Genomic DNA, 21,234 nt, shown 5'->3' on the forward strand with positions numbered 1-21,234 from the left:
TTAACCCTGTAAAGACCTATGGATTTCATTATTTCAATTTTTTCACATTTAGATTCCGTCATCGCAATCATACTGGTTTTAGGCGGATTGATTTTTATCCATGAACTGGGACATTTTCTTGCTTTTCGCTCTTTAGGCGTCGGCATTGTCACATTTTCCATCGGCATGGGTCCCAAAATTTGGGGCGTCAAAAAAGGCAAAACAACCTATCAAATCGCGGCGTTTCCTTTCGGCGGTTATGTCGCCGCTGTCGGCGAATACAGCAAGGACGTGGAAGAAATAGGCTTTACCCAAGAAGAAGCCGTCAGCAACAGACCTGCATGGCAGCGCATGTATTTCGCCTTTGCCGGACCTTTTGCCAATTTGCTCACGGCTTGGGCGATTTATACGCTCCTTGCCTTCACCAGCGGCATGAACATACTGCTTCCGCAAGTCGGAGCTCTGCTTCCTGATTCCCCTGCCATGTCAGCAGGTTTGCAGGAAAAAGACCTTATCGTCGCCATTGACGGCAAAACCGTTTCCTCCTGGAATGAAGTTCCTGACATTGTCAACAATTCCGGCGGAAAAACCATGAAGTTCACCATTGAAAGAAATAATGAAAATATGGATGTTCTCATTGACCCCCAAAAAATGCCCCGTCTGAATATTTTCGGTGAAGAGGAAATTGCGTGGCTTATCGGCATACAGCCCATGGGAACCATCCGCACCGAAGAACTCGGTTTTGCAGCCTCCCTCAAACAAGGCGTAACCCAGTCCTGGGATATGATTGTCCTTACCCTGACAGGACTGAAAAAAATGGTCACAGGCTCTGTTTCCGCCGATTCTGTGGGCGGTCCGCTTCTTATCGGAGAAATGATTGCAAAGCAAGCCGAAAACGGTATTGTTTCCCTGCTTCTTTTAACCGCCCTCATCAGTGTCAACTTGGGGCTTTTAAACCTCTTGCCCATTCCCATTCTTGACGGCGGACTTATTTTCTTCTGTCTTGTGGAAATGATTATCCGCCGCCCGGTACCGGAAAAACTGCAGGAGCGCCTTATGCAGCTGGGAGCGCTTCTCCTCATCGCCCTTATGATTTTTGCAACATTTAACGATATCATGCGTTGGTTTAGATAACAATAATGGACGAATTGACCCTTATCCTGAATGCAGCCGAAAAACGCCTGCAATTCATTCTTTTGCAGGATGAAATTCTTTTGCATGCTGAAGAAAGCGAACCGCAAAAAAACGGCACGGACCCGCTTCTTTCCCATATCAACCATGCCTGCCGCCAACTCGGCACCCACCCGAACCGGATAAAAAAAATCGCCGCAACAGCCGGTCCCGGAAATTTCATGGGCATACGCCTTACCGCCGCCATTGCGGGGGCGTTTTGCCGCGCCAATAACGGCATGCAGGCAAGCATAAACTATATGCAAGCCCTTGCCTATAATTATTTCGCAAAAGAAGAGGAAATTATTCATATTGTCACGGCAGGTACCCGCGAGCTTGTCCATTCCCAGTGTTTTCAATATATAAACGGTATGGCGCAAGCCCTGCAGGAAATCCGGCTCATCCCTTTTGAACAGTTGTCCGGTATTCCCTGCGAGTTCTGCTGCGGCAGCGGCATACGCACGGAAAAAGTCCAGGAAATACTCAAAAACCATGGCTGCGCCCTTTTGCCAAGTTCCTTTGACAGCCCAAGCATCAACAGCCTGCTGCAATGTTTGAAAACCGTACAATGGCAAAAAGAAGACATTTCCCCCCTTTATCTCAAAGAATGCGACGCTGTCCAAAATCTTCCGCATATCGCCGAACTGCAGGGGAGAAATCCCGAAGAAAGCCGTCAGGAACTGGAACGCCTGCTCAAAGCATGAACACGCCGTAAAACAGAAACGAATAAATTAACCATAAAAAACGGATACTCTTCTGAATATCCGTTTTTCTGTTTTTGTGCAGCGTATGAATTTATTGCATACTGGAAACCGCTTGGCGTTTCTGATTGGCTAAAATTCTTTGTAAAACCGGGTCGTCCTCTTCTGTTGGCTGGGATAATTTCACGGAACTTGCTTTCAATTCTTCCTCTTCTTCCTGCATCATCTGCGCCGCGATTTGGGCGGAATTGAAAACCTGTTTTTTCGCGCCGGAAGAAAGTTCTTCCCCCGCTTTCTTTTCAATATCTTCAGCCTGTGCTTTTTTAGCGAAAGAGCTTAAGCTGACTGTGTCTTTTTCCGCGCCGATTTCATCAATCACATTGGCACGGACCGGATTTGCCGTCGGAATACGGCTGAGCGCGCTTTTGATACGTGCAGGGTCGTTCAGCAAATCGTTTCTGCCCTCTCGCTCAAACATGACAGCCGTGCCAAAACAAGAAAAATATTTGCTTCCGTCAGGATGAAAAGCCACGTTTTCATTGTATCCGATAATGCCTTGCGCGCCTTTGTTCACCGCCATGGCAGCCATTCCGAAAAAAGCCTCTTCCGAATCAAAACCGCGGCAGCACACAAGGCCGAGCACTTTTGCGATAGGGCGGTTTTCAATTTGTTGTGTCGTGACAACGGGAAAACGTCCCATATTGAATAATTCTTTCGCCTCTTTCACGCTTTGTGCCTGAGAAATTTCTTTTTTGGATTTTTTTTCGTTTCCACCAAGTAACATAAACATAACAGCCTCCACAAAAACATAATTTCATACGCATGCCTTTCTTATAGCAAACCTTGTGCCATGTTTTGTATTTCAAAGGGTTAGCGTAAAAATACATATTTTTTGTTTCCCGAATTCATTTTTTTGACAATCAATAACAAATTATTTTTATTTTTTAACTTGAAATTTTCTAAAAAAATTAGTATGGTTACTGTTGTCAAATAAGCAACGCACACAAATGCATGCATTAGTTTTCACTTCATGAGAAGAGAAATAAAGCAAGCTATGCGAACCGCATTTCGATTTGTGTGTATTTCTTATTGGTATTCCATGCACATATTAATTTAATACAAAACTATCTTTATGGAGGAAATATGGCAGCAAAAATGAAAACCATGGACGGCAACACCGCAGCCGCCCACGTTGCCTATGCCCTTAGCGATGCCGCTGCAATTTATCCTATCACCCCATCTTCCGTTATGGGTGAACTTATGGACGATTGGGCAGCCCAAGGTAAAAAGAACGTAATGGGACAAGTTGTCAACGTTCGGGAAATGCAGTCAGAAGCGGGGGCAGCCGGCACCGTGCACGGCAGTCTTGTCGCAGGTGCTTTGACTTCAACGTTCACAGCATCTCAAGGTCTTCTTTTGATGATTCCTAATATGTATAAAATTGCCGGCGAACTTCTGCCCGGCGTATTCCACGTTGCAGCCCGTGCTTTGGCAAGCCATTCCCTTTCCATTTTCGGCGACCACCAAGACGTCATGTCCGCCCGTCAAACAGGGTTTGCGATGCTTTGCTCCAATAACCCGCAGGAAGCGATGGACCTGGCTTTGGTAGCCCACCTTGCCGCCATTGATTCTTCCGTGCCTTTCTGTCACTTCTTTGACGGCTTCCGTACTTCCCACGAAATCCGCAAAATTGAAGTTATCGACTACGACGACATCAAAAAAGTTGTGAATTGGGATAATGTGCAGGCTTTCCGCGACCGCGCCATGAACCCCGAATATCCTCATCAAAGAGGCACCGCGCAAAATCCGGATACGTATTTCCAAAACAGGGAAAGCTCCAATCCGTTCTACAACCAAATTCCAAGCATTGTCGTCGACGCTATGGAACGGGTCGAATCAATCACCGGACGCAAATACAAACCGTTTGACTATTACGGAGATCCGGAAGCGGACAGAGTCATTGTCGCAATGGGTTCCGCCTGTGATGTTATCGAAGAAGTTATCGACTACCTGAATAACGGCGGTCAAAGAGTCGGTCTTATCAAAGTTCATTTGTACCGTCCGTTCAGCGTTGACCACCTTTTCCAAGTTCTTCCCGCAACGGTTCAAACCATTACCGTTCTCGACCGTTCAAAAGAACCCGGCTCTTTGGGAGAAGCGCTCTATCAGGATATTTGCTCCGCATTTGTTGAAAAAGGCGAAGCTATCCGCGTATTCCCTAAAATCATCGCCGGACGCTACGGTCTTGGTTCAAAAGACTTTACTCCCGCCATGGCTCTCGCCGTATTTGACAATATGCTCGTAAGCGGACCTAAAAACCACTTCACAGTGGGCATCAAAGACGATGTGACCTTCCTTTCCCTGGAAGTCGGTCATGAAATCGATACCGTTGCGGAAGGCACAGTCCAATGCAAATTCTTCGGTCTCGGTTCTGACGGCACAGTCGGTGCGAACAAGCAGGCCATTAAAATTATCGGTGACAATACCGATATGTTCGCTCAAGCATATTTTGCTTACGACTCCAAAAAATCCGGCGGTTTCACCGTTTCCCACCTGCGTTTCGGCAAAAAACCGATCAAATCCTCATATCTTGTCACCCGTGCCGATTTCGTCGCTTGCCATAAATCCGCCTATGTGCATTTATATGATGTTCTCGAAGGCATTAAAGAAGGCGGAACTTTCCTTTTGAACTCCGCATGGAATACCGTTAAAGAACTTGAAAAAGAACTTCCGGGTCAAATGAAGAGAATTATCGCGCAAAAGAAACTCAAATTCTATAATGTCGACGCCGTGAAAGTTGCGCAGGAAGTCGGTCTTGGCGGACGTATCAACATGGTGACACAAACCGCTTATTTCAAACTTGCCAATGTTCTTCCTTTTGAAGAAGCTATCAGCCTCTTGAAGGACTCCATCCGCAAAACTTACGGCAAAAAAGGCGAAAAAGTTGTTAACATGAACATTGCGGCTGTGGATAAAGCTATCGATGCTCTTGTTGAAATACAATATCCTGATTCTTGGGCGAATGCCGAAGACACTCCAAGCATTTACAACGATCAAGATCCGTATATCCGCGACGTTGTCCGTCCTATCCTCGCACAGCAAGGCGATAAACTTCCCGTTTCCGCATTCAGCCCTGACGGCGTTGTTCCTCTCGGCACGACGGCTTGCGAAAAACGCGGTGTCGCCATTGCCATTCCGCATTGGATTTCCGCAAACTGCATTCAATGCAACCAATGTTCTCTTGTATGTCCTCATGCTTCCATCCGTCCTATCCTTGCGACAGAAGAAGAACTCGCAGGCGCCCCTGAAAGTTTTGAAAGCGTCAACGCAATCGGTAAAGGCTTGGAAGGCTTGAAATTCCGCATGCAAGTTTATTCGATGGACTGCCAAGGCTGCGGTTCCTGCGCCAACGTTTGCCCAGCCAAGGAAAAAGCTCTTGTCATGAAGCCTCTTGCCGAACTGCAGGACCAGGAAAATGCCAACCTTGCTTTCGCCCTTGAAAATGTTGAACAAAAAACTGACGCCATGGACCGTTTCACCCTCAAAGGTTCACAATTCCAACAACCGCTTCTTGAATTTTCCGGTGCTTGTGCCGGCTGCGGCGAAACCCCTTATGTGAAACTTTTGACCCAACTCTTCGGTGAACGCATGGTTGTTGCCAACGCAACAGGCTGCAGCTCCATTTGGGGTGCTTCTTCTCCGGTAAATCCGTATACGACCAATAAAGACGGTCACGGTCCCGCTTGGGGCAACTCCTTGTTTGAAGACGCGGCAGAATATGGTCTTGGCATGCACGACGCCTATACGGCACGCGTGAACAAACTTGTTTCCCTTTGCGAACAAGCGCTCCAAGAAGATATTTCCGAAGAACTCAAAGAAGCCATTCAGAATTGGCTTGATAACAGAGGCGACGGCATTAAATCAAAAGAATGCGGCGAAGCTGTCATGGACCTTATTTTCGCTCAAGGCTCCTGCTCTGAAAATTGCGGCTGCGTTCTCCATGAAATAGCCCACATGAGCGACCTTTTCACGAAAAAATCTTTCTGGATCTTCGGCGGTGACGGTTGGGGCTATGATATCGGCTTCGGCGGCGTAGACCATGTTCTCGCATCAGGCGCTGACATCAATATCCTTATCATGGATACGGAAGTTTACTCCAATACCGGCGGTCAGGCTTCCAAAGCTACCCCTCTCGGTTCTATCGCGCAATTTGCCGCAAGCGGTAAGCCTATACGCAAGAAAGACATCGGCAGAATGATGATGAGCTACGGCTATGTTTATGTCGCGTATGTAAGCATGGGTGCCGATATGAACCAAGTGCTCAAAGCATTCAAAGAAGCGGAAGCGTACCACGGTCCTTCTCTCATTGTCGCTTATGCGCCATGTATCAACCAAGGTATCCGCAAAGGCATGGGCAAGAGCATGGAAGAAGCGAAACTTGCCGTAAAATCCGGTTACTGGCCTCTTTACCGCTTCAACCCTGAGCTTGAACAGCCATTCAGCCTTGACAGCAAAGAACCTGACGGCACGATGGAAGAATTCATGCTCGGCGAAAACCGCTTCGCACAACTTGAAAGCGCAAAGCCCGAACTTGCAAAACAATACCGTACAACCCTCATTGAACAATACAATGAACGCTATGCCCAACTCAAAAAAATGGCAGGCAAAGAATAATATTGTTCCCTAAATAAAACTTGAAAAGCCTGACAACATGTCAGGCTTTTTTTATGTCATAATAAATTCACCATATGATAATCCTTATTTTTTCCCTCTCAAAACATAATGGTGCAACGTGTGTTTCCTGTAATTGACCGCAAAAATTTGCCAATGCGGCAATAGAAAAAACGCTGCGGGAACAATCCAAAAACTGCCGTAACAAGCACAACGGATTTATTAAAAAACACAGGAAGCGAAAGAAAAAAGAATACAAAAAAACACAGAAAGTAAGCCAAGGAGAAAATAACCGGAATTTTTCCCAAACAAAATAATTCCGCGCGAAAACAAATACGAAAAAAACGCTCCGGTGATGATTTTGCGGCTTTTACAAATCTTATTAAAAAAGAACATAAAAAAAGCGGGAAAAATCCCGCTTTTTTTATAATGATTTCAAATCAATAAACAATATCTGAATAAAATCCCCGCAACGGCTCCAAACAAAACGGCTATTTCCAAAGCCCCCGTATTGCATCATGCATATCTTCCAAAATAACGTAAAAAGAAGGCACGATGACAAGGGTAATGAACGTCGCAAACAAAACCCCGAAACCAAGAGAAATAGCCATAGGCACCATCATGACAGCCTCTTTCGAGGTTTCAAACATCATGGGCATGAGCCCCATGAACGTTGTGAGCGTTGTCAACAAAATCGGTCTGAAACGCTGAATGGCTGCCTGCCTTACGGCGGTATAGCAATCCTGCCCGCCAAGCCTGCGGATATTTGCAAAATCGATAAGCACGAGCGAATCGTTCACAACGACCCCGGTCAATGCCACCATACCGAAAATACTGATGACGCTGAGGCTGTGTCCCAAAAGCATGTGTCCGAGAATTGAGCCCACAATGCCAAAAGGAATGGAAACCATGATGATAAAAGGCTGCGTATAACTTTTAAACGGAATGGCAAGCAGGGCATAAATGCCGAGCAAAGAAAACAGCAACCCGTAAATCATGGTATTCGTGCTTTCCTGCATATCCTGCTGACGCCCGCCGAAACGCCAATGAAGTCCGGGGTAACGCACCATGAGTTCAGGCAAAATATTCGCCTGCACGCTGCGCATGAGCATGCTTGTTGCGGAAGACGGATTGATATTCGCCGTCACCTGAATACTTTTCCGCCCGTTATCATGAATAATCTTCGCCTCCGCCATGGTATCGATGACCTGCACAATATCGCGCAACAGCACTTCCTGCCCGGAGGGGGAACGCAAAACCAAATCTTCAAAATACGCAAGCTGTGTTTCATTTTCCGGCAAACGGACACGCACGGTTATTTCATTTGTTCCGCGCTGCTGACGCAAAGCGATAACCCCCTCATAGGCAGCGCGCACTTGGGAAGCTATGTCACGGGAAGTGAAGCCGAGCTGCCCTGCCAAGGGAAGAAGTTTTAAGTCAAACTGCCGCCTTGTATTGGAAATTCCCGCATCAATATCCCCTACTTCAGGAAATTCCTGCAAAAAATAAGCAAGATCGGCTGCCGCCAAATTCAAAACATCCGTATCCCTATGGGATAAAAACACGGTCAGCCCCTTGCCCGATCCGGGACCTCCGCGGTCGGAAAGCATGCTGAGCGTTTCCACGCCGGGAATAACCCCCACTTTTTCACGCCATAAATTCGTAAATTCTTCCGTTGTGATTGGTCTTGTATTGGCATCGGTTAAAAAAGCGCGGATTTGAATGGAATCCTCGCTGATACGGGCATAAACGCCTTTGGAAAGCTTTTCCTCGCCATTTTCCGCAATAATTTCCTTTGCGGCATCGACAAGATGATTTTTAATCCTGTCTATTTCATGCTGCGGAGCGCCTGCCGGCATAGTCGCTTCCGCAAAAGCGTAATCCGATTCCGCCCGCGGCATGAGGTCAAAGCCCAGCCGTCCGGAAAGAGCATAGCTGATGCTGCAAAAAAGCAAGGCAATGCCTATTGCAACCGTGACATAACGGTTTTTTATGACATAATTGATAAACGCGCCGTAACGGTATTCCACAAAATACAAAAACGCCTTATTAAAAATATCTTGCTTCTGACAAATGAACTTAATGGGTTCTTTCCACCAGGAATACACCGCGTTTTCTTCAACAAGAACTTTCTTTTGATGTGAAAGGTGGGCGGGAAGCACAAATAAGGATTCCAACAAGGAACAGCTGAACACGGCAATGACGATAAGCGGCAAACCCGCCCAAATTTTGCCCATCATTCCGGGGACAAAAAGAATAGGCAGAAAAGTCAGCATATTGGTAAGAACACTGAAAACAACAGGAATCGCAACTTCGCGGATACCGCAGACAGCCGCTTCTATCGCCGGTTTCCCCCTGTCCTGCCATGAGCTGATATTTTCACCCACGACAATGGCATCGTCAACGACAATTCCGAGCGTCACAATGAAAGCAAACATGGTGATGACGTTGATTGTCAAATCAAAAGGGATAAAAAACCAAAAACCGCCCAAGATAGAAGTCGGTATTCCCAAACTCACCCATAACGCCAAAGACGGACGCAAAAAAACAGCCAAACAGACAAAAACAAGCAACACACCCGCAACAGCGTTGTTGATAAGGGTTTCCGCACGGTCTTTATAAATATCGGACAAATTATTCCGCACTTCCAGCCGAATATCACCCGGCAAAATTTCATTGTAATAATTGATGATTTTTAAAGCGGCATTGGCGACTGTCACGGGGTCGTTGCTTTCATTCTTATAAATGGCCAAAAAAAGCGTATCTTCCCCATTAAACTCGGACCAGCGGGTGACATCTTCCACCCCCTCCGAAATAGTCGCGATATCTTCCAGCATAAGGCGGCTGCCGTCTTCATTGGTACGCACGACAATATCCGCAAATTCAGCGGCGTAATCACGGCGTTCATCAACATTGAGCAAAATATCGCCCGCGCGGGTTTTCAGCGTCCCCCCGCCAAGCTCGATGGACATATCACCGATAACTGTCGCTATATCCTCTAATTTCAAGCCATACTTACGCAGATTATCCTGCGGAACTTCCACATGGATTTCAAATTCCTTCGTCCCCTCGACTTCGACATTGGCGATAAGAGGGGATTGTGACAAATCATCTTTGATAATATCAGCCCAATACCGTAAAATCTGATAATCCTTATTCCCGTATAAAAGCACGTTTAAAACCTCGACGTGCCGAAGCCGCAAAGCGATAACGGGGCGTTCCGATTCTTTCGGAAAAGTGGAAATCCTGTCTATTTCCGCTTTCACATCCTGCAAGACTTTGTTTTCATCCACGTAATCATGCAAAGTAAGGGTCAGCTGCGTTGTTCCCGGACTGATTTTCACCGCGGTTTCTTTTATTCCGTCAACGCTTTCAAGGGAATCTTCAATGACATTGACAATGCTTTTTTCAATTTCTTCCGGTGTAGCCCCCGGATAGCTCACGCTGATGGTGATAGCGCCGACGGTAAAGGAAGGAAAAACATCTTTCGTTATGCGCGTGGAAATAAGAAAACCGCCAACAAGCAGGACAACCATCAAAATATTGGCTGCCACGGGGTTTCTCGCCATCCAGGAAAGCGGTCCCTTATTGATATTTTCGTTATGAGCTTGCATGGTCACGAATTTTTAACAATATTGCTGATGGTTAAAGGCATGCCTTGGATGGCGGTAGGAATAACGGATGTGATGACATATTCGGAATTTTCCAACCCGCTGCGGATATAGACGTTGTCCAAATCTTTCCATGCGATATCGACTTCCCGAATATCAAGAACATACTGCACGCCGTCCTCATCGCTTCCGTCGTCCTTATTTTGCGTCACGGGCATAGCCACGAAAACGCTGTCGTTAGGCTGCAAAGCCCTGCGGGGCACGATAACGGAATTTTCAAGCGTTCCCGCTTTAAAAACAACTTCCGCATGGTCGCCCAAAATAAGGGCTGGAGCATTGTTTTTTATACCCAGCGGATCGGGAATGCTGATTAAGATACGCCCCATGCGCGTGGCGGAATCAAGACTCGCCACATGGCGGATAATGCGCCCCTCCCGCACAACTCCCGTGGACGTGGTGATCTGCACTTTCGAATTGGCATTTTTTTTAAGATTGAGGCTTGTCAACTTATCAATGGCAACAGCCGCTTCAATTCTGTATTCGTCAATGCCTACCAGGGTCATCAAATTGTCTTGGGTATTGGTAAGACTTCCCACGGAAACATTGCGTTCCGTAACCATGGAATTATAAGGCGCTTTGATTGTCGTATAATCCACATCAAGCTGTGCCATTTTCACGGCTGCTTCCGCCGCTTCCACATCGGCTTTCGCCTGAGCAAGCTGCGGCGCGCGCAAAGCCAAATCGGAAATGATGACCTCCCCGATAAATGAGGAAGAAAGCTGTTTCAACTGTTCCGCTTCCGCTTTCGCAACGCTTTGCTGCCCCATTTCAAGTTCGTAAGCCGCCTTCGCCTTCGCCAAATCACTTTTTTTCAATCGCAATGTGTTCACATAGGTATCCGCGTCAAGCTTAACCAACACTTCATCTTTTTTCACAATAGCGCCGATATCGGAATTTTCTGACAAAAAAACGACCTGCGAACTCACCCGCGCATTGATATTTGTTTCCTGATACGGTCTTATCGTGCCCAATGCCCTGATTTGCACGGGAGCCTCCCCGACGGAAACTTCCAGAACATTCACGGCGAACCGTGTCGTTTCAGCCCGTTTCCGCATGCTCACGGGTTTTGTCGCCATAAAAAACCATGAAACGGCAAACATTGCTAAAAATATTCCGATAACAATGAAAATCGTCCTTCTATTTTTCATCAACCGCTTCCTTTTGGGCTAAAACAAAAACCTGCTCTTCAGGAAAATACATATTGCCTAAGGCACGATAGAGATTAATCCGCACTTGAACCACATTGACCCGCTGTTTCGCAATAGTCCGTTCCAAATCCTGCGTGCTTTGCAAAAGGGTGAGAAAACGCATGACATCTTCCGAGCCTTCCAAATAAGAATTCAACGCTCCGCGTGTCGCACTTTTCGCCATAACGTACTGCTGTTCCAAAAGCCGGAGTTTTTCCTGCTGGGAATATTCCTGTGCTATGGCATTGTTCACTTCCGCCACAGCTTCCGCCACGGTTTTTATATAGGCGGTGACCGCTTCTTCCGCCATGGCCCTCATTTTTTCAACCTGATGCTTCTTCGCCCCGGCGTCGAAAAGCGTATAACTCAAACTCCCCATAAGCTCATTGGTCCAGTTTTCAAGCAAAAGTGAAAGACTGCCCGCATTGAAAACATGCGAAACAGACAGGTTGAGCTTTGGCAGACGGTTGGCCTGCGCTTCTTTCAAATCAAAATGTTTTGCCTGCACGTTTGCCCACGCGGAACGGATATCCGGTCTGTATTGAAGCAATTCGACAGGTATTCCCACATCCGGAATAGCCAAAACATCCGGCAGAGGGGCGTGCTCGTCAATATTCAATGCATTTCCGGGAATTTTTCCAAGTAAAATGCAAAGCGTATTTTTCAATTCCAAATTCGCTTGCAGCAAATCGGGAAGCTCCGCCTTCGAGGAAGCGAGCACTTCTTCTTGCTGCAACACATCAAGACTGCTCACCAAGGAATTGGAAAACCGCACTTTCTGCAATTTGACAAGACTTTCATTAACCCTGATCTGCTCTTTGACAATGTCTGTTTCCGCTTGATTTCCCAATAATTCCACCCACGCGCTTGCAATATTCGCCGTAATGGTCATCGCTGCCGTTTGCCAATCGTCCCTGCTCGCATAAAACCGCATGTTATCGGCGGAATACGCAGAGCGCACACGCCCCCACAAATCCAGCTCATAGGATGCGGACGCATTCAGTCCATATTTTTCAGTAGTTTCAGAAACCGTCCGCTCGGAAGAACCGCTTTTTCGTTCCGCATGGGCGCTTGTTCCTGACGCTCCGACAGTTATCAAAGGAAAAAATTCGCTTTCGGCGATATGCGCCTCGGCAGCATATTGTTTCATACGTGAATATGCCGTCAAAATATCATAATTTTCTTTTAACGCCGTTTGTTCCAATGTATTTAAATCAGCGCTGGCAAAAGTATCCCACCACAGTTTATTTTTATGGTTGTAAACTTCGCCCACTTCTTTCTTATACGGTTCCAATTCCGCATAAAAATATTCCCCGAGCATGGGCGAAGAAAGAAGTTCTTCCTGCAATTCGGACCGCAATCCGGAACCTTGACAGGCGGAACAGAAAAAAAGAAGAAAAAAGAGGCAAAAAAATCTATATAATATACGCAGCGTATGTTTTTCTTTCAACATTCATTTTTTATAGCACAAAATAAAAAAACTTACAATTCTTATTCGAACTGTAAGTTTTTTAATCCAACATCTTTATTTCTTATAACAAATGTTCCGCACGGGTTATGGCAGCTTTCAGACTGTGGCAAATATTATTCTCGCCCAAGGCGTTCATAATGCCCATTTTTTTCAGAATACGGCGGGTTCTTGCCGGCGGGTTAGCCAAAATCACATGAAAATCATTGGATTTCCTATGGGCTAAAAACGCTTCCAAAACGTGGATGCCGGTAGCGTCGATAGCCGGCACGTCACGCATATACAAAATATATACCTTGATATCGGGATTGCGGCGCATGAACATTCTTTGGAAACGGTCCACCATGCCGAAGAAGAACGGTCCGGATATGGAATAAACGAAAACCCCTTTCGGCAAATCGTCTTGATTGACAAGACTTTCGTCAAAATCACGCACGACTTCGTGTTCTTCCAACGCTTCAATGGAACTCATCACGCTCATACGGCGCATAAAGAGCAGGGAAGCCAAAAGAACCCCGACATACACGGCAACGGTCAAATCGACAAGAACGGTCAGCAAAAACGTCAAAAGCATGATGGACCAGTCGGATTTGGGACCCCGCAAAATATTTTTGATTGCATTGATTTCAAGCATGCCATAGGAAGTGATGACCATGACGGCGGCAAGGCAGGCAAGGGGGATTGCGGAAGTGAGGGGAGAAAGCCAAAGCACAAAGGCGAGCACAGTAAAGCCATGGATGATGGCGGAAACGGGGCTTCTCGCACCGCTGCTGATATTGGTTGCGGTTCTTGCGATAGCGCCGGTTGCGGGAATGCCGCCGAACAAAGAACACGCGATATTGCCGGAACCTTGCGCGATAAGTTCCATATTGGAATAGTGCCTGTCCCCTGTCATGCTGTCTGCGACAACGCAGGTAAGCAATGATTCCAAACCTGCCAAAATGGCGATGGTGATAGCATCGGGAAAAAGAACGATAATACGCTCCAAAGAAAAATGAATGGGCTGAAAACTCGGCAGGGTTGCAGGAATTTCACCGTAACGGGCAGAAATGGTTTCAACAGGCAAGCCGAAAGCCCAAACGACAAATCCCCCTACCAAAACCCCCACGACGGGAGCAGGAATGCGGGGTGTAAAATACCGCACCAAAAACATCAAAATAAGCGTTCCAAGGGCAATGGCGAAAGTTGCCAAATGCAAATCACCCATTTCAGAAAAATACAAAGCCCATTTTGAAATGAAATCAGGCGGAACCTGCTCTAAAGACAAACCGAAAAAGTCACCCATTTGGGAAGAAAAAATAGTCAGGGCGATACCGGCGGTAAAACCGGTCGTCACGGGATACGGAATATATTTGATAATGGAGCCGAGCCTGAAAAAACCTGCGAGAGCCAGCATGCAGCCCGCCATGAAAGAAGTGATGACAAGTCCGTCATAACCATGTCTGTAAACAATACCGTAAATGATGATGACAAAAGCGCCGGTCGGACCGCTCACCTGAAAACGGCTGCCTCCCAAAAAACCAATCAAAATACCGGAAATAATAGCAGTATACAAACCGTGCAGCGGCGTCACCCCGGAACCTATGGCAAAAGCCATGGCAAGAGGCATAGCGACAATACCGACCGTTATCCCCGCTATGATGTCCCGAAGCAGTTCGTCAAAACCATATCCGCCTTTGAAAACATGCAAAATTTTGGGGCACAGGGGGTCAAGGGACTGACCGAATTCCGCTTCCTTATGTACGTGGGCAAACGTATTGCGGTGTGAAATACGAAAACGAATTTGAGAAATTGTCCTCGCTAAAGATTTAAACATAGTCTTTTACTTCCATAATAAATTGATTTGGGTGAATTGATTTACGTTAAATATGTCAAAAGCACCGATAACCTATATCATTTCGCTATCTTATTCAAGTGATTTTTCTCTTTTAAATCATTTTTTCCGGCAGGCTTGGCGAGAAATCGCCCAGCACTTTTCGCTCATAAGCAAATACGGAAACAATATGCCCAAAACAAGGGCGGATAAGATAAACAGGGCTGAAAATCCATTATAAAAAACCTGTTCCAAAAAAACATGTCCGGTTCCCTGCTTTGCATTTAAAAATTTTACCAATGATATTATCGTATTATATGCGGGAATGCCCGGAATCATGGGCAATATGGCAGGAAACGTGAAAACTTCCAAAAGGATATGCATTTTTTTGGCAATGCAAAAAGCCGCAAAACTCAAACAGAACGCAGCCAGAAAAGAAGCGGGAACGATATGAAGCAAACATACGTTCATTAAAAAATACCGCAAACCATGCCCGAAAGCGCCTAAAAAACCCGCCGCAAGCAACGCTTTGAAAGGAGGATTGGAAATCGAGCCGAAACCGAAAGCGGCTAAAAAAGAAAAAAACATATCTTCAAAAATCAACCATGCGTGTTCCATACTCATAAATTTTCAAGCCCCAATAAAACGGAAGTCAAAAGCAATCCTAAAGCGATACAGACAATTACCGTGCAGGAATGAAGCAGTTTTTCAATGCCATTCAAAATATGCCCTTCCAATATCTCTATTAAGGAATTTATCAAAGGCACTCCAGGAATCAAGAACAAAACGCTTGTCGCCAGCGCTATGGGAGCTGTCGACCCTAAGGAAAAAAGCACGGTGCAGCCTGCGATGACTGAACTCACAAACGCGGTAAAGCTTATCACCAGCAAATGATTGATCCCTGTTCCCTGAATTTTTGAACGCACATGATATGCCGCCGCGGTGCCTGACAAAACAAAAAGCATGGACCAAAAATCTCCGCCGAAAAGCCGGCAAAATCCCATATTTGCCAAAGATACCGCAATTAAAACAAACCAATATGAATAGCGCGACGCAGTGATGATTTCATGATATTTTGCCGTAAGCACGGCAAAATCCATGCCTTCGTCATGCACTTGCCAGCTAAGGCGGCTGAGCATATTCTGAAAATAAAAATTCAAGGCGAAATTCGGAATATGGCGGATCGCGGTTTGCTGGACACCGTGATCTTCGGAATGGCTGAGCGTCAAAACCACGCTTTTCATTTGCAGCATGATATACACATCAAAACCATAAGCTTTTGCAAAACGTTTGACAATCCTGATCGTTTTGCCCGAATGAGCTCCGGCAACAACGAGCGTTACGGCAATATCAAGCAATAATTCCAATAACTGCACATGGAATATGTTCAATTCTTCTGTTCTTTCTTGCATGGCTTATTCTGAACGGGCTTTTTGCAGAGCCTTTTGAACTGTGCTGAACGTATAAATATCCCTGACAATGATGGGCTGATACGGATTTTTTTTGGGAAAAACCGCCAAAAGCGGTATGCTCGCGCTTCCGAGAGAAGTCAAAAGTTTTTGTTTTTCTTCGGAAAACTGCGTCATATCCACAAGAATGAACCGAACATCATCAGAAAAAATCCGTGCCAATTCTTCCTTATTTTTATTGGAAAACACTGTATTTTCAAGAACCTTGCAGGTTGGGCACCAATCAGCGGTGAATTTCAGCATCAATGTTTTTTCGCCCAAGCCCTGCATAAACTCTTGTTTTGCAAAATCCTGCCAAAAAAATGTTTCGGTTTCCGTTTCAGGCTGTATGAAAAGAAAAGTGAAGCTTCCCGCAGTACAGATCACCAGCAGTGCTTCCGCAAGGATTTTCCGCATTTTTTGCAGATATAAACGTGCCCACTTTCCCCAAACATACAGGCAACAGCTCAGGATTAAAAGAAAAATTAACGTTCTCACATGCAAAAAATCCGGCAAAAGAGAAAACAAATATAACGCTGTTCCCAAAAGGAAAAATGCCAGTATTTTTTCCATGGCGATAAGCCAGGTTCCGGCTTTCGGCATGAACCGAATCAGTCGGGGGCTATATGCAAAAAGAAAATAGGGCGAAGCCATGCCCAAGCCCATGCACAAAAATACAAGCAAAACCACAAAAAACGGCTGTAATACCGTAAAACCGAGCACACCGCCAAGAAGCGGACCGCTGCACGGCGTTGCCAAGATTGTGGCTAAAAAACCGCTCAAAAAAGCATCGACAGCGGCATTTTTTTGTTCCCGCACGCGTAAATTCAAAACAGGCAAATGAAAAACATCAAAAAGCGAAAGCGAAAGCATGAAAACCAACACGCACAAAAAAAGCATGAGCCAATATTTTTGGAATACTTGCCCCCAAGTCAGCCCCGCAAGACCAAGAAGCACGGCAAGAACCATGAACCACGCCAAAATGCCCAAGGCAAAAAAAAGCATTTGCCGCCTGAAAAGCCCGCTGTCCCGCTTTAAATCCGCGCCTAAAAAAGCATGGACTTTCAATGCCGCAATCGGCAATACGCAAGGCATGAAATTTAAAATAAATCCAGCAAGCAAGCCGAAAAAGACAGCCTGCGCGGCAGAGCGCACTTCCAATTCCTGATAAAAAGGCCGTATCTGAAAAGAATATGCCGCCGTTTCTTGCTTAAAAGGAACTTCCGTCTGCATCTTTTTTTGCAAATTTTCCAAAGAAAACGCTTCCAAATCATTTCCCGCCGTTTGCACGGCGGAACCATTTTGTTGGTTTTCCTGTGTGAAACCGGTTTCACCCCTCACAGATACGAGGGAGGAATTATTTTTTATTTCGCCAAGCCGCTCCGCTGCAAGAACACGGTTGGAATACGCATAGAGCATATCATACAGTTCATTTTTGTATCGAAAATTCGCGCTATCAATGCTTGGAACCCCGGATAAATCCTCATGCACGGAAAAAGGAACGCAATGCTCCTGTGAACAGGCAAGCAAAGATATTCCTATTGTTTGTTCGCTTTTTTCAGGAAATAAAGCATATATCCGTGCCGTGCCCTCAAAAACCCGCACGGTTTTATCCCCTGCGGCGTCGCGCTTTTTTGTTCCCAAAGGAAAAAGCAAAGGAATTTTCTGCGAACCGCCTTTTATGCTTATTTGCGTCGGATAAACGCCGTCCTGCTCCGGAGCATAGGTATAATAGCCCTTCTCAGGTTCCAGCGTAATGCATAAAACCGTATCCTGATCGCTCTCAATCCACATCAGCCGCACGGAATACGGAGATTGACCAAGGGCGGTCCCGGTATCCCAAAAAGCCGCAAGACACGATAAAAAGCAAATAATGATTTGTAAATGTTTTTTCATGCTTTCCTCAAAAAAAGCATACGCATACTTTACGGAAATTGCAAAACAAATATCGGCATAAATAAAAATAAGCAATAACAATAAATAATTACACTAAAAATTATTTTTTGTCCGTTTTGTTCCTTCTTTAAGAACAACGGAAACTTCCGCAATAAGCTTTAAAATAATTTTTTGTTCCTTTTCCTGCAAACCCTGCAAATTTTCCCTGATAATCCGGTCAATCCCGCCTTTTTCACATGGTTCGGCATGAAAAAGGGCGGAAACGGAACACTGCAAAACATCCTCGATCTCTTCCAAACGTTCAAACTTAGGAGCCGTTACCCCTCTCTCGATACGTGACAACGATTGCTGCCCTATGCCTAACCGCTCCGCGAGCTCAACCCGCGTCAAATACAATCCCTTACGCCTTTTACGTATATTATTGCCAAAAATCTTTGTTAAAAGAGTTACAAGCATTTAGTTTTTCATATTTTTTTTAGAGCATATCAAAAAATACTCCGCAAAAAAGAACACAAAAAAGATATTGATTTTTCTTTAAAAGCATATTAATATTTATTCTCATCTATCATTATTTTTAAAACAAACAATTAACCTTTGATAAGACCTGCGGATAAGACAAAGACCATGTTTTAATAAATTATTAACGTTTATTGACGTTATCAAGAAATGAAATAAAAATCTTTAACCATACCTTATTCATAACTGTTTTATTAATTGTATCTTACCGCAGCATGGAACATAATGAACAACGCTGAAAACTTTTTTTGTAAAAATTATACGAACAAAAAACAAATATACAATATTATCAGCCAAGCATACCAAACCAATGCCTTGTTTAAAGGATATTTTCAAAAAAGTACCATTGCTTTACCTGCTCTTACGCTGACCAACATCTCCCACGACCATTTATTTTTTTTCTGCGACATGCAGGAAAATTTGGAAATCAGCGCAAATACCGAATTGGTACTGACCTTTCATATCCCTTTAGCCAATTCCACATTGCCTTGTGAATTTACGGTTCCGGTTGTCACCTATACCCAAAACGGCAATAAATTTTTCTTCGTCACCATGTTTCCGTATACCATTTCACTTTTGCAGCGGAGGGAACAAATACGCTACCCCGTAAAAAGAGAAGCCTACCCTTTTTATGAACTCGCCTTTACCGATACGCAGGTGGTGAAAGAGGAATGGGAAACGATAGATAACGGCAATATTGTTTATCATGATATTTCCACGGGCGGTTTATATATACAATTAAAAAACATTGACACCATAAACGTCCCTACATTAAAATCCGTTTTGATATTGAAATGCAAATTTCCGCCTCTGCAGCGGCAGCCGGATAAAAATAAAAAAGAATGCTCAAGCTTCATTATCACAGCAAGAATATGCAATATCAGAAAAGTCAATAATGAATTGTATATCCGCGCGAAATACACCCATTGGACATATAATCTGTCCATAAAAAAATGGAATGCGGTTTATTCGCATGACGGAATAGTGCAATTGCAGCATTATATCGCGTCATAACCCAAAACCGCCATATCCTGTCTTAAGAAATATGCTGACATTGACCGGTCTTTGCTCTTCTCCCGACACCCAATATGCGGATTTGGAACTGCCTGTAATACAATGTGTTTTTGAAACGGAAAAAATCAAACTTGCCCCCATTAATCAATATTCCAATCTGTTATTGAATTTTTTCAAGCGAAAACCATTTTTTAAATGCAATTTTGAAGAAATTTTGACCATAAATAAAATCGCTCCCAGTCACAAGGAACGGTTAAAAGAAGAACTGCAAACGCTCTTAACCTATAAAAAACTTGTGAACAATGCTTCTTATTTCGATGAATATAATGAAATGTGCGTCGGGCTTTCCGTTATCGGTGAAAGTTTATACGATATAGGCCATATTCCGACCAACGATATTCAGAAAGATTTTTATACAATTTATTACGATGTCGCCACAAATCAATTTTTGGCAGAAGATGAAACAGAAAATATTTTGCCTGAAAAAGAAAGCTTTTTCTATAAAAAAGAATACCGTTTTTTAAAAAACTACCTGTTCGGTGACAACGGTTTTTTAAACAACATGCAATGCTCTGCCAAACTTCCCATCCCTCCGGGAGGAGATTCCTTTATCCAAAACCAAGGACAAAATGGCATTTCAGCAAGAATTTTGGACGGATATTATTTTTCCAAGCAACGGCTTACAAAGAAAAAGATCACTTCCAGATGTATTAAAAACGGATTGATTTTGATTGATGACGACAAAAGCCCTTATCACATCAATGAGAAATTTGAAGCTGTTTTCAGCAATTATGCCGATGAGTTCATACAAAAATACAACTTGAAAGTGAATGAAAGCATAAGAGCCGGCGATCTCAATTTCAACACAAACAAGAACACGCTGAAGTTTAATTCCTTAAGCAAAACGGAACTGGAAGCGCTTTTAGCCAATAAAGAAAATATCCTCTTTTTGCCCAAAGGGACTGAATGCCCCCTTTCTGCAAAAAACATCATCCGTATTTCAAAAACGCTCTTTCCCGTAAAATCGGAGTTTGCGTTTTATATTTTTGCCAAAGATTTCTTTTACAGCATTACCCCTTCATTTTTCACCATCGCAGGATTGAAAGATTATCTTTGCAATAAAATTGACAAAGAAAGCTTTTTCCAATCCGTCTGTTATTCGGACGATACTGCGGATATGGATGTTTTCCGCGAATTTTTAACCGTCATTGAACAAACAAATTCCATTGTCCTGTTTGCCAAACATATTAAAAAATCCAAAAAAATCACATTAAAAAAATTATTGTCCGCCCACGATCATTTTAAAAATTCAGATAAATGGAATATCTTTTTCAGGGCATATGTCCTTGAAATTCTTTTTAAAGATATCATGTCAACAGGTTTCAACCATATTGAAAAAATCATGCTCCTGCAAAAAACAGCAAACATAACAGATAAAAAATTGATGGATCTTATTGAAAAAACAAATTACCGTGTCGACACGCTCGGCAATATCGATAAAAACAACTACACGGTTTTGGAATGCCAATGCTTATGGTACGATACCTTATTGGCACAAAATTTTTCGAACGAACTTTTACATGAAGAAATCAGAAAATTAAAACCGTTCATAAAAGAAAAAAAAGAAATTTCCGAAACGGTTTACAACGTGCTCAGTGAAAATTTTAGACGTTTACTGTCATAATCGGCGGAATAAAAAT

Annotated in this window: 13 protein-coding genes and 1 pseudogene; 5 read left to right on the top strand and 9 right to left on the bottom strand. The window is 44.3% G+C overall.

Going from position 1 to position 21,234, the window contains the following annotated elements:
* The first annotated feature begins 18 nt into the window (after window positions 1–18).
* A complete protein-coding gene (gene rseP / locus JBF11_RS05275) occupies window positions 19–1,113 on the top strand; it encodes an RIP metalloprotease RseP (RefSeq protein WP_334314461.1) in 1,095 nt (364 codons plus the stop codon).
* 5 nt (window positions 1,114–1,118) lie between these two features.
* The gene (locus JBF11_RS05280; RefSeq protein WP_334314462.1) at window positions 1,119–1,853 is read left to right on the top strand and encodes a tRNA threonylcarbamoyladenosine biosynthesis protein TsaB; all 735 of its coding nucleotides are present in this window, start codon (window positions 1,119–1,121) and stop codon (window positions 1,851–1,853) included.
* A 460-nt stretch (window positions 1,854–2,313) separates the two neighbouring features.
* On the opposite strand, the pseudogene JBF11_RS05285 reads toward JBF11_RS05280, so the two are convergent.
* A pseudogene (locus tag JBF11_RS05285) lies at window positions 2,314–2,640 on the bottom strand (hypothetical protein); the annotation flags it as partial.
* Between the two features lie 353 nt (window positions 2,641–2,993).
* Here JBF11_RS05285 and nifJ point away from each other — a divergent pair.
* Window positions 2,994–6,524 carry a pyruvate:ferredoxin (flavodoxin) oxidoreductase gene (gene nifJ, locus JBF11_RS05290; RefSeq protein WP_334314463.1) on the top strand — a complete coding sequence of 1,177 codons (3,531 nt, stop codon included), beginning with the start codon at window positions 2,994–2,996 and terminating at the stop codon, window positions 6,522–6,524.
* Window positions 6,525–7,012: 488 nt separating this feature from the next.
* On the opposite strand, the gene JBF11_RS05295 is transcribed toward nifJ, so the two are convergent.
* The 8 genes from JBF11_RS05295 to JBF11_RS05330 all read right to left on the bottom strand — a co-directional run bounded on the left by JBF11_RS05295 (window position 7,013) and on the right by JBF11_RS05330 (window position 18,460).
* Window positions 7,013–10,135 carry an efflux RND transporter permease subunit gene (locus tag JBF11_RS05295; RefSeq protein ID WP_334314464.1) on the bottom strand — a complete coding sequence of 1,041 codons (3,123 nt, stop codon included), beginning with the start codon at window positions 10,133–10,135 and terminating at the stop codon, window positions 7,013–7,015.
* Window positions 10,136–10,137: 2 nt separating this feature from the next.
* Window positions 10,138–11,340, bottom strand: coding sequence for an efflux RND transporter periplasmic adaptor subunit (locus JBF11_RS05300; protein WP_334314465.1), 1,203 nt, complete (start codon window positions 11,338–11,340; stop codon window positions 10,138–10,140).
* Entirely contained in the window at window positions 11,330–12,832 is a 1,503-nt protein-coding gene (locus JBF11_RS05305) for an efflux transporter outer membrane subunit (protein WP_334314466.1), read from the bottom strand. Before JBF11_RS05305 ends, JBF11_RS05300 begins: the two co-directional genes overlap by 11 nt.
* Before the next feature lie 79 nt (window positions 12,833–12,911).
* Window positions 12,912–14,663, bottom strand: coding sequence for a SulP family inorganic anion transporter (locus tag JBF11_RS05310; protein ID WP_334314467.1), 1,752 nt, complete (start codon window positions 14,661–14,663; stop codon window positions 12,912–12,914).
* Between the two features lie 117 nt (window positions 14,664–14,780).
* The gene (locus tag JBF11_RS05315) at window positions 14,781–15,284 is read right to left on the bottom strand and encodes a threonine/serine exporter family protein (RefSeq protein WP_334314468.1); all 504 of its coding nucleotides are present in this window, start codon (window positions 15,282–15,284) and stop codon (window positions 14,781–14,783) included.
* A complete protein-coding gene (locus tag JBF11_RS05320) occupies window positions 15,281–16,072 on the bottom strand; it encodes a threonine/serine exporter family protein (RefSeq protein WP_334314469.1) in 792 nt (263 codons plus the stop codon). Before JBF11_RS05320 ends, JBF11_RS05315 begins: the two co-directional genes overlap by 4 nt.
* A gap of 3 nt (window positions 16,073–16,075) precedes the next feature.
* On the bottom strand, window positions 16,076–18,004 hold the full coding sequence (locus JBF11_RS05325; RefSeq protein WP_334314470.1) for a protein-disulfide reductase DsbD family protein: 1,929 nt from the start codon (window positions 18,002–18,004) through the stop codon (window positions 16,076–16,078).
* Between the two features lie 93 nt (window positions 18,005–18,097).
* Window positions 18,098–18,460 (bottom strand): helix-turn-helix domain-containing protein, encoded by a 363-nt coding sequence (locus JBF11_RS05330; protein ID WP_334314471.1) that lies wholly within the window; start codon window positions 18,458–18,460, stop codon window positions 18,098–18,100.
* Window positions 18,461–18,745: 285 nt separating this feature from the next.
* On the opposite strand from JBF11_RS05330, the gene JBF11_RS05335 reads away from it, so the two are divergent.
* Both JBF11_RS05335 and JBF11_RS05340 read left to right on the top strand, forming a co-directional pair.
* On the top strand, window positions 18,746–19,534 hold the full coding sequence (locus JBF11_RS05335) for a PilZ domain-containing protein (protein ID WP_334314472.1): 789 nt from the start codon (window positions 18,746–18,748) through the stop codon (window positions 19,532–19,534).
* 31 nt (window positions 19,535–19,565) lie between these two features.
* On the top strand, window positions 19,566–21,218 hold the full coding sequence (locus tag JBF11_RS05340) for a hypothetical protein (protein ID WP_334314473.1): 1,653 nt from the start codon (window positions 19,566–19,568) through the stop codon (window positions 21,216–21,218).
* The last annotated feature ends 16 nt before the right edge of the window (window positions 21,219–21,234 follow it).

The sequence above is a fragment of the Taurinivorans muris genome (assembly GCF_025232395.1).
Lineage (GTDB): Bacteria > Desulfobacterota > Desulfovibrionia > Desulfovibrionales > Desulfovibrionaceae > Taurinivorans > Taurinivorans muris.

What these genes read in the sequence shown, in the direction of transcription:
- rseP (WP_334314461.1), top strand. Translation starts at nt 19, where the DNA reads ATGGATTTCATTATTTCAATTTTTTCACATTTAGATTCCGTCATCGCA.
- JBF11_RS05280 (WP_334314462.1), top strand. Translation starts at nt 1,119, where the DNA reads ATGGACGAATTGACCCTTATCCTGAATGCAGCCGAAAAACGCCTGCAA.
- nifJ (WP_334314463.1), top strand. Translation starts at nt 2,994, where the DNA reads ATGGCAGCAAAAATGAAAACCATGGACGGCAACACCGCAGCCGCCCAC.
- JBF11_RS05295 (WP_334314464.1), bottom strand. Translation starts at nt 10,135, where the DNA reads ATGCAAGCTCATAACGAAAATATCAATAAGGGACCGCTTTCCTGGATG.
- JBF11_RS05300 (WP_334314465.1), bottom strand. Translation starts at nt 11,340, where the DNA reads ATGAAAAATAGAAGGACGATTTTCATTGTTATCGGAATATTTTTAGCA.
- JBF11_RS05305 (WP_334314466.1), bottom strand. Translation starts at nt 12,832, where the DNA reads ATGTTGAAAGAAAAACATACGCTGCGTATATTATATAGATTTTTTTGC.
- JBF11_RS05310 (WP_334314467.1), bottom strand. Translation starts at nt 14,663, where the DNA reads ATGTTTAAATCTTTAGCGAGGACAATTTCTCAAATTCGTTTTCGTATT.
- JBF11_RS05315 (WP_334314468.1), bottom strand. Translation starts at nt 15,284, where the DNA reads ATGAGTATGGAACACGCATGGTTGATTTTTGAAGATATGTTTTTTTCT.
- JBF11_RS05320 (WP_334314469.1), bottom strand. Translation starts at nt 16,072, where the DNA reads ATGCAAGAAAGAACAGAAGAATTGAACATATTCCATGTGCAGTTATTG.
- JBF11_RS05325 (WP_334314470.1), bottom strand. Translation starts at nt 18,004, where the DNA reads ATGAAAAAACATTTACAAATCATTATTTGCTTTTTATCGTGTCTTGCG.
- JBF11_RS05330 (WP_334314471.1), bottom strand. Translation starts at nt 18,460, where the DNA reads ATGCTTGTAACTCTTTTAACAAAGATTTTTGGCAATAATATACGTAAA.
- JBF11_RS05335 (WP_334314472.1), top strand. Translation starts at nt 18,746, where the DNA reads ATGAACAACGCTGAAAACTTTTTTTGTAAAAATTATACGAACAAAAAA.
- JBF11_RS05340 (WP_334314473.1), top strand. Translation starts at nt 19,566, where the DNA reads ATGCTGACATTGACCGGTCTTTGCTCTTCTCCCGACACCCAATATGCG.